Origin of the sequence: Herbidospora sakaeratensis, assembly GCF_001570525.1 — a bacterium.
GTDB lineage: Bacteria > Actinomycetota > Actinomycetes > Streptosporangiales > Streptosporangiaceae > Herbidospora > Herbidospora sakaeratensis.
The window spans coordinates 36,803-50,736 of sequence record NZ_BBXC01000017.1; the positions used below are offsets into that span (position 1 = coordinate 36,803).

A 13,934-nucleotide genomic window follows, 5' to 3' on the forward strand; every position below is an offset into this window, starting at 1 on the left:
CATGAGCGCTCTCAAAGACAGGCTGAAGGCCGACCTCACGACTTCTCTGAAGGCTCGTGACGACATCCGGCTGCGGACCATCCGCATGGCGCTGGCCGCCATCAACGTCGAGGAGGTCGCGGGCAAGGCCGTCCGTGAGCTGAGCGACGACGAGATCGTCAAGGTTCTCACCAAGGAGGCCAAGAAGCGCCGCGAGGCGGCCGAGGCGTTCGCCGGGGCGGGGCGCGAGGAGCAGGCCAAGGCCGAGCTGGAGGAGCAGGCCGTGCTGGAGGCGTACCTTCCGGCCCAGCTCTCCGACGCCGAGCTGGCCGCGCTCGTCGACGAGGCGATCGCCGAGACCGGGGCGGCCGGGCCGCAGGCCATGGGCCAGGTCATGAAGGTCGTCAACCCGAAGGTCGCGGGGCGGGCCGAGGGCGGCCGGGTCGCGGCGGCGGTGAAGGCGCGGCTGGCGGGCTGACCCCGTCCACGAGAACGGCTGAGGGCCCTCCCCCCGATCGGGGCAGGGCCCTCAGCCGTTTGGTCAGTTGACGGCCGGGATGATGACGCCGCCGCCGTCGTCCGGCGGGGGAGGGCCGTTGTCGTCGGGCGGCGGGTTGTCGCCGCCCCGGTCGTCGCCCCGGTCGTCGCCGCCCCGCTCGGGCTTGGGCTTCGGCTTGGGCTGGCAGAAGCCGGGCGAGCAGCCGCCGAACTCCGACATGTCGACCGGCGTGAAGTCGGTGGCGGGCACGCCCTTCAGCGCCTTCAGCATCGTGTACTTCCAGATCGGGCCCGAGATCGAGGCGCCGTAGACGTACGGGAAGGACTGGCCGCCGATGGTGACGCCGGTCAGGTCGTACTTGAAGGCGCCGCGCGGGTCGCCGATGCTGACGGCCGAGGCGAGGTCGGGGGTGTAGCCGGCGAACCAGGCGGCGGTGTAGCCGTCGGTGGTGCCGGTCTTGCCGGCCGCGTCGCGGCCGATGCCGCCGACGCCGGTCATGGTGCCCTTGGTGAAGACGCCGCTGAGGATCGAGCTGGCCGCGTCGGCGACCTTCTCGTCGAGCACCTGGTCGCAGTCGGGCTTGTAGTTGGTGGCCTTGCCGTCGCGGTCGACGATCTCGGTGATGACCATCGGCGCGCAGTACTTGCCGCGGGCGCCGATGGTGGCGTAGGCGTTGGCGACCGTCACCGGGTCCATCTCGTTGACGCCGAGCGTGAAGGTCGGCACCTCGCGCAGCTTCGCGCCGTCGGCCCGCTCGATGCCGAGCTTCTGGGCCATCTTGACGACCTTGCACAGGCCCACGTGCTCTTCGAGCTTCATGAAGAACGTGTTCACCGAGCCCCAGGTGCCGGTCTGGAGGGTGTTGAAGCCGCCCGCACCCTCGCTGGAGTTGAACACCTGGTGGGTCTCGCCGGTCCGGTTGCCCTTGCAGTCGCGGAACGGTGACAACGCGTTGGTCGGGATGTCGTAGGTCTTGCCGGTGCCGAAGCCGTCGTTGAGCTTCATGCCGTTGTCGAGGGCGGTCAGCAGGGTGATCACCTTGAACGTGGAGCCCGCCTGGAAGCCGGAACCGCCGCCGTGGGAGCGGTTGGCCGCCAGGTTGTAGCTCATCTCGTTCTTCTTCTTGTTGTCGCCGAACTTGCGGCTGGCGGCCAGCGCCTTGATCGCGCCGGTGCCGGGCTCGACCAGCGCCTCGGAGGCGACCTGCTCGTCACTGGGGTAGACGAACTTCTTGATCGCGTCGTCGGCGGCCTTCTGCATCTTCGTGTCGAGCGTGGTGCGGATGGTCAGCCCGCCCCGGTTCAGGAAGTCGCGCCGGGCCTTCTCGGTCTTGCCGAAGTCGGGGTTGTTCAGGATGTCGTTCTGGACGTACAGGCAGAAGTAGGGGTAGGAGCTGTCTTCGCAGCCACCCGGCATCTTCTCGCCCTTGTAGCCGAGCTTCTCCTGCTTGGCCGCGGCCGCCTGCGCGGGGGTGATCTTGTCGAGCTCTTCCATCCGGTCGAGCACGGTGTTGCGCCGCGACAGCAGTCGCGCCCGGTACTCCTTGCCGCGGCCCGGGTCGGTCTGGCTCGGGTTCTGCACCGCGCCGGCGAGCGTCGCGGCCTCGTGCAGCTCCAGTTCGGAGGCGTGCTTGTCGAAGAAGCGCTTGGACGCCGCCTCGATGCCGTAGGCGCCGTCGCCGAAATAGGAGATGTTCAGGTAGCGGTTGAGAATCTCGTCCTTCGAGTACTTGTTCTCGATCGCCATGGCGTAGCGGATCTCGTTGAGCTTGCGCGTGTACGTCGCCTCGATCGCCTTCAGCTGTTCTTCCTCGGTCTCAGCCGAGTTGAAGATGACGAGCTTCACGTACTGCTGCGTGATGGACGAGCCGCCCTGCACGACCCCGCCGCCGAAGAAGTTCTTCGTCATCGCGCGGATCGTGCCCTCGATGTCGAGGGCGCCGTGCTCGTAGAACCGGAAGTCCTCGATCGCGATGATCGCCTGCTGCATCACCGGCGCGATCTTGCTCAGCGGCACCGACTCGCGGTTCTGGAAGTAGAACTGCGCGATCTGCTTGCCGTCGTTGTCGAGCAGCACGGTCTTCTCGGGAAGCGGGGGCTCGTTGAGCTCCTCCGCCTCGATGCGCAAGGACTCGACGCCCGACTTCGCGCCGAAGCCGGCTCCACCGATGGCCGGCAGCCCGACGGCCGCGACCAGCACGCCGGCCATGGAGGCGGCGGCGATGAGCTTGACGAGGGTCAAGATCGCGTTCCCGAAGCGGGCTTTGCCTGAAGCTTGCACGGAGCTAAGCGTACGTCGAAGCAAGGGGAGATTCGGTACCAAACGCACCACGGCGCATTACCCGCGCTTGGGATGACTAGTCATACCCGGACACGACCGCCCGCCAAATTTGGTCCCTGCGGGTCTGTCCATTCGGATGCGGAGTCTCGTACGTTCTCCTCTGCGGCAACTGAATAAGGAGGCTCGGCGACCGCGCCCGTCGGCCCCAGAAGTCACGACTGACCACCTAAGGGGAGTGGGGTCGAAAAATGTGGATCACGGATTGGACCTCCCGTGCCGCCTGTCGAGGTGCGGATCCTGACGCTCTGTTCGTTCAGGGCGCCGCACAGAACCGGGCGAAGTTGATCTGTCGAGGATGCCCTGTCCGGACCGAATGCCTCGCCGATGCGCTGGACAATCGCATCGAGTTCGGGGTTTGGGGCGGAATGACCGAACGGGAAAGGCGCGCCCTCCTGCGCCGCCGGCCCGACGTCGACTCCTGGCGCGACCTGCTGGAGATGGCGAAGGAAGAATACGAACGGACGAACGAGCTGATCGCCGGCTGATCCTCAGCGCTTGGCGAGCAGCTCTCCGATCTCACGCAACCCGTCGAGATCGTGTACGTCCTGAGACATCGCGGGCACCTGGGTGACCGGCACAGTGGGGTGGGCCGAGGCGAAGTGTTCCTGCTCCCGGTGCTCGCGGGCGGCGAGCTGCATCCGTCCGGCGTGCAGTCTCAGCACGGCGGCGGTCAGCTCGTGCTCACCACGTGACTCCAGATCTTCCGCGGCGGCGGTGCTCCGCGCCGCGGACAGATCGGGAGCCGGGGAGCGGTGCACCCGGTTGATCACCAGACCGGCCAGCGGCATCCGCTCCTCGGCCAGTCGCTCCACGAAGTAGGAGGCCTCCCGCATCGCGTCACGCTCCGGCGTGGCCACCACGATGAACGCGGTGCCGGGGGCCTGCAGCAGCTTGTAGGTCTGCTCCGCCCGCTGGCGGAATCCACCGAAGACGGCGTCGAGCGCGGAGACGAACGTCTGGATGTCCTTCAGCACCTGGGCGCCGAGCACCTTGGTCAGCACCCCGGCCACCAGCCCGAACCCGGCGTTCAGGATCTTGAACGCGCTGCGCCCCCCGGCCTTGGCGGGCGCCATCAGCAACCTGATCAGCTTCCCGTCGAGGAACCGCCCCAGCCGCTCGGGCGCGTCGAGGAAGTCGAGCGCCGACCGCGAGGGCGGCGTGTCGACGATGATCAGATCCCATTCGCCCGACCGCCGGAGCTGGCCGAGCTTCTCCATGGCCATGTACTCCTGCGTGCCGGAGAAGCTCGACGAGAGCGACTGGTAGAAGGGGTTCGTCAGGATCTGCCGGGCCCGTTCGGGGTCGGCGTGGGCCTCGATGATCTCGTCGAAGGTCCGCTTCATGTCGAGCATCATGGCGAACAGCTCGCCGTCGGCCCCCGCCACCCTGCGCGGGGTGTTGTCGAGCGAGGTCAGCCCCATCGACTGCGCCAGCCGCCGCGCCGGGTCGACGGTCAGCACCACGACGTTGCGCCCCCGCTCGGCCGCGCGCAGCCCGAGGGCCGCCGCCGTGGTGGTCTTGCCGACGCCGCCCGACCCGCAGCAGACCACGATCCGGGTGCCGGAATCGTCGATGATGCCGTCGAGGTCAAGTTCGGGCGAGGTCATGCGGCTCCCTGCGTGCGGATCGCTTCGGCGAGTTCGTAGAGCCCCGCGAGGTCGGCGCCGTCGGCCAGCAGGGGCAGTTCATATCGTGGCACCCCGGCGGTCTCCAGCGCGTCACGCTCGGTTCTTTCGAGCTCGGCCCGGCGCTGCTGTTCGACGACCTCTCCGGCCAGGGCCTCGGCGATGACCGCCGCGTTGCCGTCGTCGCCCAGGCCGGCCGCCTTCACGCCCATGGCGAGTTCGGCCAGGTCGAAAGGGCCGTCGAGGGTGGGATCGACGGCTCGCACCATGTTGATGAAGACGCCGCCGACGGGCAGTTTGGCCGCGCGCAGCTCGGCGACGCCGTCGAGGGTCTCCTGGACGGGCATCTCCTCCAGCAGGGTGACGAAGTGCACAGCCGTCTCGGGGGAGGCCACCACTCCGCGCACCATGTCGGCGTGGGTGCGTACAGGACCGACTCTGGCCAGGCCGGCCACCTCTTGGGTGACGTTCAGGAAGCGCGTGACGCGGCCGGTGGGCGGGGCGTCCATGACGACGGTGTCGTAGACCCTCTTGCCGGTTCTGTCTCTGCGCCTGACCGCCTCGCTGGTCTTGCCGGTGACCAGGACGTCGCGCAGGCCGGGGGCGATCGTGGTGGCGAAGTCGACGACGCCCATCTTGGTCAGGGCCTTGCCCATGCGCTTGAGCCCGTAGAACATCTCGAGGTATTCGAGCATGGCCTCTTCGGGGTCGATGGCGAGCGCGTGGACGTCACCGCCTCCCGGCGCCACCGCGATCTTGCGCTCCTCGTAGGGGAGCGGCGGAAGATCGAAGACCTGCGCGATGCCCTGGCGGCCCTCCACCTCCACGAGCAGCACCTTGCGGCCGCCGGCCGCGAGGGCCAGGGCCAGGGCGGCGGCCACGGTCGTCTTGCCGGTGCCGCCCTTGCCGGTCACGACATGGAGACGTACTCCGTCCCAGTCGGTGTCGCGAGATCTCACACCCGTGAGGCTACCCAAACACGATTTCCCGATACGCCGAGGAGTATCGATAGCCTTCCGCCATGACGAAGTGGGAGTACGTGACCGTGCCGCTGCTGACGCACGCGACCAAGCAGATCCTCGACAACTGGGGCGAAGACGGCTGGGAGCTCGTGGCCGTCGTCCCCGGCCCGAACCCCGAGCAGCTCGTGGCCTACATGAAGCGGGCCAAGGCGTGAGCAGCCCCGAAGACCGCCTGTCGGCGCTGGGCCTGGTGCTGCCCGAGGTGGCGGCCCCGCTCGCGGCCTACGTCCCGGCGGTCCGTTCGGGCGCCCACGTCTACACCTCGGGCCAGCTGCCGATCGTGTCCGGGGAACTGCTGAAGACCGGCAAGGTCGGCGCCGAGGTCACCCCCGAGGAGGCCTACGAGCTGGCGAAGGTCTGCGCGCTGAACGCGATCGCGGCCCTGAAGTCGGTCGTCGGCGACCTGTCGCAGGTGGCCGGCATCGTCAAGGTCGTCGGCTTCGTCGCCTCCGAGCCGTCGTTCACGGGCCAGCCGCAGGTCGTGAACGGCGCGAGTGACCTGCTCGGCGAGGTCTTCCAGGGCGCCCACGCCCGCAGCGCGGTCGGCGTGGCCGTGTTGCCCCGGGACGCCCCGGTCGAGGTGGAGCTGATCGCAGAGATCCGATAGTTCTACACTCGGACGGTGGACATTCCGCTGCCGGGCGAGCTGGGTGTACGGGCGCGTGACCTGCTGGCCGGGCGGCTCGTCCCGGTCCCGGCCAGAGCCGCCGCCACGGTGGCCCTGCTGCGGGAGCCCCCTCTGGAGGTCTACCTGCTCCGGCGCGCGGCCACGATGGCCTTCGCGGCCGGGGCCTACGTCTTCCCCGGGGGCTCCGTCGACCCCCGGGACGCCTTCGTGGACATCGGCTGGGCCGGGCCGTCGCCCGCCGACTGGGCCGTGATGCTGAACGCAGACGAGGACACGGCGCGGAGCCTCGTCTGCGCGGCGGTCAGGGAGACGTTCGAAGAGAGCGGGGTCCTGCTGGCGGGCCGGTCGGCGGGCGAGGTCGTGCCCGACACGACCGGCTGGGAGGCCGAGCGGCTGGCGCTGATCAGCCGGGAGCTGGCGTTCGCCGACTTCCTGGCGGCCAACGGCCTGGTGCTCCGATCCGACCTGCTGAAGCCGTGGGCCCACTGGATCACCCCGGAGATCGAGACCCGGCGCTTCGACACCCGCTTCTTCGTGGCCGCCCTGCCCTCGGGCCAGCGCACCCGCGACGTGGGCGGCGAGGCCGACACGGTCGTCTGGACGACCCCCGCCGAAGCTCTGACATCCGGATATTTCCTGATGCCGCCGACGCTGCACACGTTGACCACGGTGTCGGCCTTCGAGACGATCGCCGACGTGTTCGCCGACGACCACAAGATCACCACCGTCATGCCCGCCCCCGTCGAGAAGGCCGGGCAGATGGTCCTCACGACCGAGGGACAGATCTGATGAGCGGCCTCTCCATCCCCATCGACGGCTCGGGCACCACCCACGCGACCAACGTCCTGGCCCCCAACGCCTCCCCGATGACCCTCGACGGCACCAACACGTGGATCCTCGGGCGCGGAGAGAGGGTCGCGGTCGTCGACCCGGGCCCCGACGACGAGGTCCACCTGTCGACGGTCCTGAAGCGCCTGGGCGAGCGGGCCGTGGACGTCATCCTGCTCACCCACGGCCACGAGGACCACAGCGGAGGAGCCCGGCGATTCGCCGAGATGGCCGACGCCCCTGTACGTGCTCTCGACCGCACCCACGTCCTGGGCGAGGAGGGCCTGGCCGACGGCGACGCGCTGACGGTCGGCGGGGTCGAGATCCGGGTGATCGGCACCCCGGGCCACTCGTTCGACTCGATGTGCTTCTGGCTCCCCGAAGACGGCGCGCTGCTGACGGGCGACACGATCCTCGGCCGGGGCTCGACGGTGATCGCCCCCGACGGAGACCTGGCCGACTACCTGCGCAGCCTCGACCGGCTCAGGGCCATGGCCGAACTGGCCGAAGCCGAGTCGCTGCTCCCGGGCCACGGCCCGATCCTGCCCGACCCGATCGGCAAGCTCGACGAGTACATCGCCCACCGCAGGCAGCGCCTCGACCAGATCCGCCAGGCGATCAGAGACGGCGCGAAGGACGCGCGGGAGATCGTGGAGATGGTCTACGCGGAGGTCCCGAAGGAACTGTGGCCGGCCGCCGAGATGTCGGTCGCCGCCCAGCTCAACTATCTGAAGAGCCTCTAGCGGGAGCGGTTGTAGAGCCGCTCCATGTCCATGATCACGACGGCCTTGGCCTCGATGCGGAGCCACCCTCGTCCGGCGAAGTCGGCCAGGGCCTTGTTCACCGTCTCGCGGGAGGCCCCCACGAGCTGGGCCAGCTCTTCCTGGGTCAGGTCGTGGTGGACGCGGATCCCGTCGTCGACCTTCTGGCCGAACCGCTCGGCCAGGTCGAGCAGGGCCTTGGCCACGCGGCCGGGCACGTCGGTGAAGACCAGGTCGGCCAGCACGTCGTTGGTGCGGCGGAGCCGCTGGGCCAGCGCCCTGAGCAGGTGCAGCGCCACCTCGGGCCGCCCGGTCAGCCACGGACGCAGGTCGTCGTGGGACAGGCCGGCCAGCTTCACGTCGGTGAGGGCGATGGCCGAGGCGGTGCGGGGGCGCGGGTCGAACAGGGAGAGCTCGCCGAACATCTCGGAGGGGCCCAGGACCGACAGGAGGTTCTCCCGGCCGTCGGACGCGGTGCGGGCCAGCTTGATCTTGCCTTCCAGCACCACGTAGAGGGTCGCGCCCGTCTCGTTCTCGCTGAACAGGGTCTGGCCCTTGGTCAGGGTGACCTCGGTGATGCTCGTGCGGAGGGCCGCGGCGCTCTCACGGTCGAGCGCGGAGAAGAGGGGGGCCCTGCTCAAGACTTCTTCGGTGCTCATGCCTGCCTCCCAACTTCATTCGCGATCGTAGCCATTGTGGCCTATGCCCTGCCTTCTGTATCACCTGGACCACCAGAAAGCAGACGTCGGACCGCTGTTTCGACGTAGCGGGCGCGCTCCTCGGGGGTCGTGGAGGCGACCGTGGCGGCGGATTCGGGGCTGACGGCCGTCCACACCGAGGCGAGGTGGAGCACCAGGCTCAGCAGGACACCCGGCGGGAAGTCGGCGGGGAGGACGCCGTCGGCCTGGGCCTTGGCGATGGCCTCGGCCTTGTGGCGCATGCTCTCGACGGCCAGCGGCACCGGCGGGTCGCCGGCCCGCTCCAGGCGCTGCCAGGTGGCCAGGCGGGCCACCTGGGGGTGGGCCTCGTAGCCTCGGGCCAGGGCGGCGGCGTAGCCGGGGAGGTCGTGGGGGTCGATCGGGGTCTCCCGCACGATCTGCTCGACGATCCGGTCGAAGACGGCGTCGAAGAGCTGATCCTTGCTGCCGAAGTAGTGGTAGATCTGCGCCTTGTTGGTGCCGGCCACCGCCGCCACGCGGTCGACCCTGGCCCCGGCGATGCCGTATTCGGCGAACTCCTCCAGGGCGGCGTCGAGCAGGCGCTGTCGCGTGGCGTCGGCTTTCCCAGGCATGCCCCAAGACTATTTTCTAACCGGTTAGTTGACAACTCCGCCGGGTCTTGCCTAGCGTTTCAACTAACCAGTTAGTCAGAAGGAGCCGAACATGATCTGGTTCGTCACCGGCAGCTCCCGGGGTCTCGGCCGCGAGATCGTCCTGGCCGCCCTCGAACGCGGCGACCGCGTCGCCGCCACCGCCCGCAACCCCGCCCAGCTCGACGACCTCGCCGCGAAGTACGGCGACCGCGTCCTCCCCCTGCCTCTCGACGTGACCGACGCCGAAGCGGTCGACGACGCCGTGGCCACCGCCGTCAAGGCGTTCGGCACGCTCGACGTCGTGGTCAACAACGCCGGCTGGGCCGACACGTCGGCGTTCGAGGACACCCCCATCGACAACTTCCGCGCCCAGGTCGAGACCAACTTCTTCGGCGTCGTCAACGTCGCCAAGGCGGTGGTGCCGATCCTGCGCGGGCAGGGGCGCGGCTCGCTGATCAACGTCTCCTCGATCGGCGGACGCCTCGGCACCCCCGGCCTGTCGGCCTACCAGGCATCCAAGTGGGCCGTGAACGGCCTCACCGAGGTCATCTCGAAGGAACTCGCCCCGCTGGGCGTCCGGGTCACCACCATCGAGCCCGGCGGCATGACCACCGACTGGGCCGGCTCGTCGATGACGATCCCGCCGATCTCCGAGCCCTACCAGCAGACCGTCGGCGCGATGGTCCGGCTGCTGCGACAGGGCGACCACAAGCCGCTCGGCGACCCGGCCAAGGTCGCCCAGGTGATCGTCGAGCTGGTCGAGATGGACGAGCCGCCGATCCGGCTGGTGCTCGGCTCCGACGCCCTCAACGGCGCGCAGTACGCCGCGCGCACCACCGCGGAGCGCGATGCGGCGTACACGGAACTGAGCCGTTCCACCGACCGCGACGACGCCACCGCCCAGGAGCGTGATCCTCTGGGTCAAGCGTTGTCCACGACCGACGATGGCGACGCGGCGGCGTGAGGCCGGTCGTGTATCGGTAGCCGGGTGACCGACTCGATGGGCGTCGCCGAGCTTCTCAACGCGACCCGTGAACTGATCGAACCCGCCCACCGGGCCGCCATCGACCGGCTCTCCCCGGAGCTGCGGCACGTCGCGGGCTACCACATCGGCTGGTGGGACGCGCAGGGCCGGCCACGCAAGGACGGTCAGGGCCGGTTCGTGCGGCCCGCGCTGGCGCTGGGCTGCGCGCGGGCGGCCGGCGGGCACGCCCACGACGCGGTGCCGATGGCGGTCGCGACCGAGCTGGTCAACGACTTCTCCCTGCTCCACGACGACGTGATCGACGGCGACGCGGTCAGGCGGGAACGCCCGGCCGCCTGGACCGTCTTCGGCCTGAGCGAGGCGCTGCTGACCGGCGACGCCCTGCTGGCGGTCGCGATGGCGCTGGTCGGGCCGGCCGGGGTGCGCACCCTGGCCGACGCGCTGCTCGACCTGTGCCACGGGCAGGCCGGCGACCTGGCGTTCGTCGACCGGCCCGAGGTGAGCCTGGCCGAGTGCATGACCATGGCGGAGAACAAGACCGGCGCGCTCCTCGGCGCCGCCTGCGAGCTCGGGGCGCTGGCCGGGGGCGCCCGGGAGGTGCACGTCTTCCGCGAGTTCGGCACCCGCCTCGGGCTGGCCTTCCGGCTCACCGACGACCTGCGCAGGCTGGCCGCCGACCTGGCCTGCCGCCGCAAGAGCCTGCCGGTCGTCGCCGCGCTCAACTCCGGCACCCAGGTCGCCGTGCTGCTGGCCGAGTCGCTCAACGGCGAACCCGACCCCGCGACCGAGGCCGACCTGGTCGAACAGACGGGCGCGCGGGAATGGGCGCTCCGGGAGGCCGACCGTCAGGTCGAGCTCGCGTTCGCGGCGCTCGGCCACGGGGCCACCCCGGAGCTGCGGCTGCTGGCCGACCTCAGCGTCGGCCGGGGGCGCTAGCGGGTCAGTGGATGCCGGTGCGGACCGACGTGATCCGCCCGGTGTTGAACCCCAGCCAGTGCATGCGGCCCAGGTAGCGGGCGTGCTCGATCTTCATGCAGCGATCCATGATCACGGTGAGGCCGCCCTCTTCGGCGATCCGGGCGCCCTCCTCGCTGATCACGCCGAACTGCAGCCACAACGCCTTGGCGCCGATCGCGACCGCCTCCCGGGCGATCCCGGGCACGGCGTCGGGCGCGCGGAAGACGTTCACCACGTCGACCGGCTCGGGGATGTCGGCCAGGCTCGGGTAGGAGGTCTCGCCGAGGATCTCCTTCTCGCGCGGGTTGACCGGGAACACCGTGAAGCCGTGGCGCTTGAGGTAGAAGCCGACGAAGTTGCTGGCCCGCAGCTCGTTGCCCGACAGGCCGACGACCGCGACGCTCCGGGCGGTGTTGACCACCCGCTGGATGTCCTGCGGCTCCTGGTACTTCATGCGCTCAGGCCCTTCTCGACGTGGGCGAAACCCTGCTCCAGGTCCCAGATCAGGTCGGCCACCGACTCGGTGCCGACCGACAGGCGGATCGTGCCGGCGCCCACGCCGGTGGCGGCCAGTTCGGCGTCGCCGAGCTGCCGGTGGGTGGTGGAGGCGGGGTGGATGATCAGGCTCTTGGCATCGCCCACGTTGGCCAGGTGGGACCAGAGCGACGTGCCGCGGATGAACGACTGGCCGCCCTCGCGGCCGCCGGCGCACTCGAAGGAGAACACCGCGCCCGCGCCGCGCGGCAGGTACTTCTCGACCAGCGGCTTGTACTTGCTGGACGCCAGCGCCGGGTAGGTCACGTTGGAGGCCAGTTCGTGGCCGTCGAGGAACTCGGCCACCTGACGGGCGTTCTCGACGTGGCGGTCCATGCGCAGCGACAACGTCTCGAGGCCCTGGAGGAACAGGAACGCGTTGAACGGCGACATCGCCGCGCCCAGGTCGCGCAGGGTCTCGGCGCGCAGCTTCATCAGGTAGCCGTACTCGCCGAAGGTCTCGTGGAACTTCAGGCCGTGGTAGGCCGGGGACGGGTCGGCGATGACCGGGAAGCGGCCGTTCGACCAGTCGAAGGTGCCCGCCTCGACGACCACGCCGCCGATGCTGGTGCCGTGGCCGCCGATGAACTTCGTCGCCGAGTGGACGACGATGTCGGCCCCCCACTCGATCGGCCGGCACAGGTAGGGCGTGGCGAAGGTGTTGTCGACGATCAGCGGCAGGCCGTGCTCGTGGGCGATCGTGGCGACGGTCTCGATGTCGAGGACGTTGCCGCCCGGGTTGCCGATCGTCTCGCCGTAGAACGCCTTGGTGTTGGCCTTGACCGCGCCGCGCCAGGCGTCGGGGTCGTCGGGGTCGACCCAGGTCAGCTCGACGTTCATCTTGCGGAACAGGTGCTTGAGCTGGTTGACCGTGCCGCCGTAGAGGGCCGAGGAGGAGACCACGTGGTCGCCCGGCTCCAGCAGCGTGAACAGCGCCGCGGCCTGGGCGGCGATGCCGCTGGCGAACGCCACCGCGCCGGTGCCGCCCTCCAGGTTGGCCACCCGCTCCTCGAACACCGCCGTGGTCGGGTTCATGATCCGGGAGTAGGTGTTGCCGTACTCCTGGAGGTTGAAGTAGGCCGCCGCCGACTCGGGGTCTTCGAAGACGTAGCTGGTGGTCTGGAAGATCGGCACCGCGCGGGCGCCGGTGTTCGGATCGGGCCGCTGTCCCGCGTGGAGCTGGCGGGTCTCGAACCCGAACTCCCGGGCTTCTTCGGTACGAAAAGGTCTGTCGCTCACGAAGCCATCTTCCTCGCCAGAAAATCACGGATGAGAGGGGTCTGCCGTGCTTCCTCCAGCAGGAAGCAGTCGTGCCCATAAGGTGCGTCGATGAGGTGGTTCTCCACCGGTTTGCCCAGATTAGTCAGCGCGGCCGCGATCTCGTCCGACGCCTCCGGCGGATAGAGCCAGTCGGAGCTGAACGAGATCAGCAGCGTGCGCGCCCGGACGTTCTCCAGCGCCTTCTCCAGCGAGCCGCCGCCGTGCTCCCTGGCCAGGTCGAAGTAGGTGAGCGCGCGGGAGATGTAGAGGTAGCTGTTGGCGTCGAACCGCTTCACGAACGAGTCGGCCTGGTGGCGCAGGTAGCTCTCGACCTCGAACTCGGGCTCGACGATCGTGTGCCGGATGTCGTCGGCGAACTGGAGGCGGCGGCCGAACTTGTCGGTCAGGGCCGGGCCGGAAAGGTAGGTCACATGGCCGACCATGCGGGCCACGCCCATGCCGGCGTCGGGCTTGCGGCCGGTGCCGTAGTAGTGGCCGCCCTGCCAGTCGGGGTCGCGCATGATGGACTCGCGGGCGATCGCGTTCCACGCCAAACCCTGGGGGTGGAGGGCGTGGGTGGAGGCGATGACCACTATGGAGTCGACCTGACCCGGGTACTGGACCGCCCATTCGAGGGCCTGCATGCCGCCCAGCGAACCCCCCGCGACGACCGCGAGACGCTCGATCCCGAGCGCGTCGAGGAAGGCGCGTTCGGTGCGGACCATATCGGCCACGGTGACGACCGGGAAGTGCGATCCGTAGGGGCGGCCGGTGGCGTCGTCAATGGTGGAAGGGCCTGTCGTGCCGTTGCAGCCGCCGAGAAGGTTGGTGCACACGACGAAGTAATGGTCGGTGTCGAAAGCCTTTCCCGGCCCGATCATCCCGTCCCACCAGCCCAGCCCCTTCCCCTGCGCGCCGTCGCGGTCTTCGGCTCCGAAGCCGTCGCGGGCGCTCGCCTCGGGGGCGGTCTTCGCCGAACCGGCCGCATGGGCATTGCCGCTCAGGGCGTGGCAGACGAGTATGACGTTGTCGCGCTCGGGGGAGAGGGTGCCGTAGGTCTCGTAGGCCACGCGTACGTCGCGCAGCTCCCGCCCGCTGTCGAGGCGTATCGGACCGTGCAGGTCGAGGTACTGAGTTTCAACGAAACCTATGGAGCCCATGGGTTTCATTGTATTGTTCATTTAACCTGTAGGAAATGAGGGGA

16 protein-coding genes are annotated in these 13,934 nt (G+C 69.5%); 8 read left to right on the top strand and 8 right to left on the bottom strand.

The features are described from left to right. Nucleotide 1: 1 nt before the first annotated feature. Complete coding sequence (locus tag AW271_RS27295; protein ID WP_062340475.1) at nt 2–457, top strand: GatB/YqeY domain-containing protein; 456 nt, start codon at nt 2–4, stop codon at nt 455–457. A gap of 63 nt (nt 458–520) precedes the next feature. Here AW271_RS27295 and AW271_RS27300 read toward each other — a convergent pair whose 3' ends face one another. Beyond that, the gene (locus AW271_RS27300) at nt 521–2,758 is read right to left on the bottom strand and encodes a transglycosylase domain-containing protein (RefSeq protein WP_245653220.1); all 2,238 of its coding nucleotides are present in this window, start codon (nt 2,756–2,758) and stop codon (nt 521–523) included. Nucleotides 2,759–3,006: 248 nt separating this feature from the next. Between AW271_RS27300 and AW271_RS27305 the strand changes: the two genes are divergently transcribed. Then, nucleotides 3,007–3,303 (top strand): WhiB family transcriptional regulator, encoded by a 297-nt coding sequence (locus tag AW271_RS27305; RefSeq protein WP_030456252.1) that lies wholly within the window; start codon nt 3,007–3,009, stop codon nt 3,301–3,303. 3 nt (nt 3,304–3,306) lie between these two features. On the opposite strand, the gene bagB is transcribed toward AW271_RS27305, so the two are convergent. Then, nucleotides 3,307–4,425, bottom strand: coding sequence for an ATPase BagB (gene bagB / locus AW271_RS27310; RefSeq protein WP_062340476.1), 1,119 nt, complete (start codon nt 4,423–4,425; stop codon nt 3,307–3,309). Further along, complete coding sequence (gene bagA / locus AW271_RS27315; protein WP_062340477.1) at nt 4,422–5,402, bottom strand: ATPase BagA; 981 nt, start codon at nt 5,400–5,402, stop codon at nt 4,422–4,424. The genes bagB and bagA overlap by 4 nt, the downstream gene beginning before the upstream one ends. Before the next feature lie 62 nt (nt 5,403–5,464). On the opposite strand from bagA, the gene sp36 reads away from it, so the two are divergent. Genes sp36 through AW271_RS27330 form a run of 4 tightly spaced genes read left to right on the top strand, consistent with a single transcriptional unit; the run spans nt 5,465 to nt 7,664 of the window. Then, a complete protein-coding gene (sp36, locus tag AW271_RS40140; protein WP_137246435.1) occupies nt 5,465–5,620 on the top strand; it encodes a Sp36 family protein in 156 nt (51 codons plus the stop codon). Beyond that, nucleotides 5,617–6,072: a RidA family protein gene (locus AW271_RS27320; protein ID WP_062340478.1), complete on the top strand. Its 456-nt coding sequence runs from the start codon at nt 5,617–5,619 to the stop codon at nt 6,070–6,072. The genes sp36 and AW271_RS27320 overlap by 4 nt, the downstream gene beginning before the upstream one ends. A 15-nt stretch (nt 6,073–6,087) precedes the next feature. After that, nucleotides 6,088–6,882 (top strand): NUDIX hydrolase, encoded by a 795-nt coding sequence (locus tag AW271_RS27325; protein WP_439649009.1) that lies wholly within the window; start codon nt 6,088–6,090, stop codon nt 6,880–6,882. Then, a complete protein-coding gene (locus AW271_RS27330; RefSeq protein ID WP_062340479.1) occupies nt 6,882–7,664 on the top strand; it encodes an MBL fold metallo-hydrolase in 783 nt (260 codons plus the stop codon). Before AW271_RS27325 ends, AW271_RS27330 begins: the two co-directional genes overlap by 1 nt. Here AW271_RS27330 and AW271_RS27335 read toward each other — a convergent pair. Together AW271_RS27335 and AW271_RS40895 are read right to left on the bottom strand one after the other, a co-directional pair. After that, the gene (locus tag AW271_RS27335; RefSeq protein WP_030456245.1) at nt 7,661–8,341 is read right to left on the bottom strand and encodes a Crp/Fnr family transcriptional regulator; all 681 of its coding nucleotides are present in this window, start codon (nt 8,339–8,341) and stop codon (nt 7,661–7,663) included. The genes AW271_RS27330 and AW271_RS27335 overlap by 4 nt on opposite strands. A 41-nt stretch (nt 8,342–8,382) precedes the next feature. Continuing rightward, nucleotides 8,383–8,973 (bottom strand): TetR/AcrR family transcriptional regulator, encoded by a 591-nt coding sequence (locus tag AW271_RS40895; RefSeq protein WP_062340480.1) that lies wholly within the window; start codon nt 8,971–8,973, stop codon nt 8,383–8,385. A gap of 91 nt (nt 8,974–9,064) precedes the next feature. Between AW271_RS40895 and AW271_RS27345 the strand changes: the two genes are divergently transcribed. Beyond that, entirely contained in the window at nt 9,065–9,958 is an 894-nt protein-coding gene (locus AW271_RS27345; RefSeq protein WP_062340481.1) for an SDR family NAD(P)-dependent oxidoreductase, read from the top strand. A gap of 24 nt (nt 9,959–9,982) precedes the next feature. After that, nucleotides 9,983–10,915: a polyprenyl synthetase family protein gene (locus AW271_RS27350; RefSeq protein ID WP_062340482.1), complete on the top strand. Its 933-nt coding sequence runs from the start codon at nt 9,983–9,985 to the stop codon at nt 10,913–10,915. A gap of 4 nt (nt 10,916–10,919) precedes the next feature. Here AW271_RS27350 and AW271_RS27355 read toward each other — a convergent pair whose 3' ends face one another. The 3 genes from AW271_RS27355 to metX are packed head-to-tail and all read right to left on the bottom strand — an operon-like array spanning nt 10,920 to nt 13,890. Then, entirely contained in the window at nt 10,920–11,390 is a 471-nt protein-coding gene (locus tag AW271_RS27355) for a CoA-binding protein (RefSeq protein ID WP_062340483.1), read from the bottom strand. Continuing rightward, nucleotides 11,387–12,709 carry an O-acetylhomoserine aminocarboxypropyltransferase/cysteine synthase family protein gene (locus tag AW271_RS27360; protein ID WP_062340484.1) on the bottom strand — a complete coding sequence of 441 codons (1,323 nt, stop codon included), beginning with the start codon at nt 12,707–12,709 and terminating at the stop codon, nt 11,387–11,389. Before AW271_RS27360 ends, AW271_RS27355 begins: the two co-directional genes overlap by 4 nt. Then, a complete protein-coding gene (gene metX / locus AW271_RS27365) occupies nt 12,706–13,890 on the bottom strand; it encodes a homoserine O-acetyltransferase MetX (protein ID WP_245653221.1) in 1,185 nt (394 codons plus the stop codon). The genes AW271_RS27360 and metX overlap by 4 nt, the downstream gene beginning before the upstream one ends. Between the last annotated feature and the right edge of the window lie 44 nt (nt 13,891–13,934).

Coding starts and splice junctions, on each gene's coding strand:
- AW271_RS27295 (WP_062340475.1), top strand. CDS start 2: ATGAGCGCTCTCAAAGACAGGCTGAAGGCCGACCTCACGACTTCTCTG.
- AW271_RS27305 (WP_030456252.1), top strand. CDS start 3,007: ATGTGGATCACGGATTGGACCTCCCGTGCCGCCTGTCGAGGTGCGGAT.
- bagB (WP_062340476.1), bottom strand. CDS start 4,425: ATGACCTCGCCCGAACTTGACCTCGACGGCATCATCGACGATTCCGGC.
- sp36 (WP_137246435.1), top strand. CDS start 5,465: ATGACGAAGTGGGAGTACGTGACCGTGCCGCTGCTGACGCACGCGACC.
- AW271_RS27330 (WP_062340479.1), top strand. CDS start 6,882: ATGAGCGGCCTCTCCATCCCCATCGACGGCTCGGGCACCACCCACGCG.
- AW271_RS27335 (WP_030456245.1), bottom strand. CDS start 8,341: ATGAGCACCGAAGAAGTCTTGAGCAGGGCCCCCCTCTTCTCCGCGCTC.
- AW271_RS40895 (WP_062340480.1), bottom strand. CDS start 8,973: ATGCCTGGGAAAGCCGACGCCACGCGACAGCGCCTGCTCGACGCCGCC.
- AW271_RS27345 (WP_062340481.1), top strand. CDS start 9,065: ATGATCTGGTTCGTCACCGGCAGCTCCCGGGGTCTCGGCCGCGAGATC.
- AW271_RS27355 (WP_062340483.1), bottom strand. CDS start 11,390: ATGAAGTACCAGGAGCCGCAGGACATCCAGCGGGTGGTCAACACCGCC.
- metX (WP_245653221.1), bottom strand. CDS start 13,890: ATGGGCTCCATAGGTTTCGTTGAAACTCAGTACCTCGACCTGCACGGT.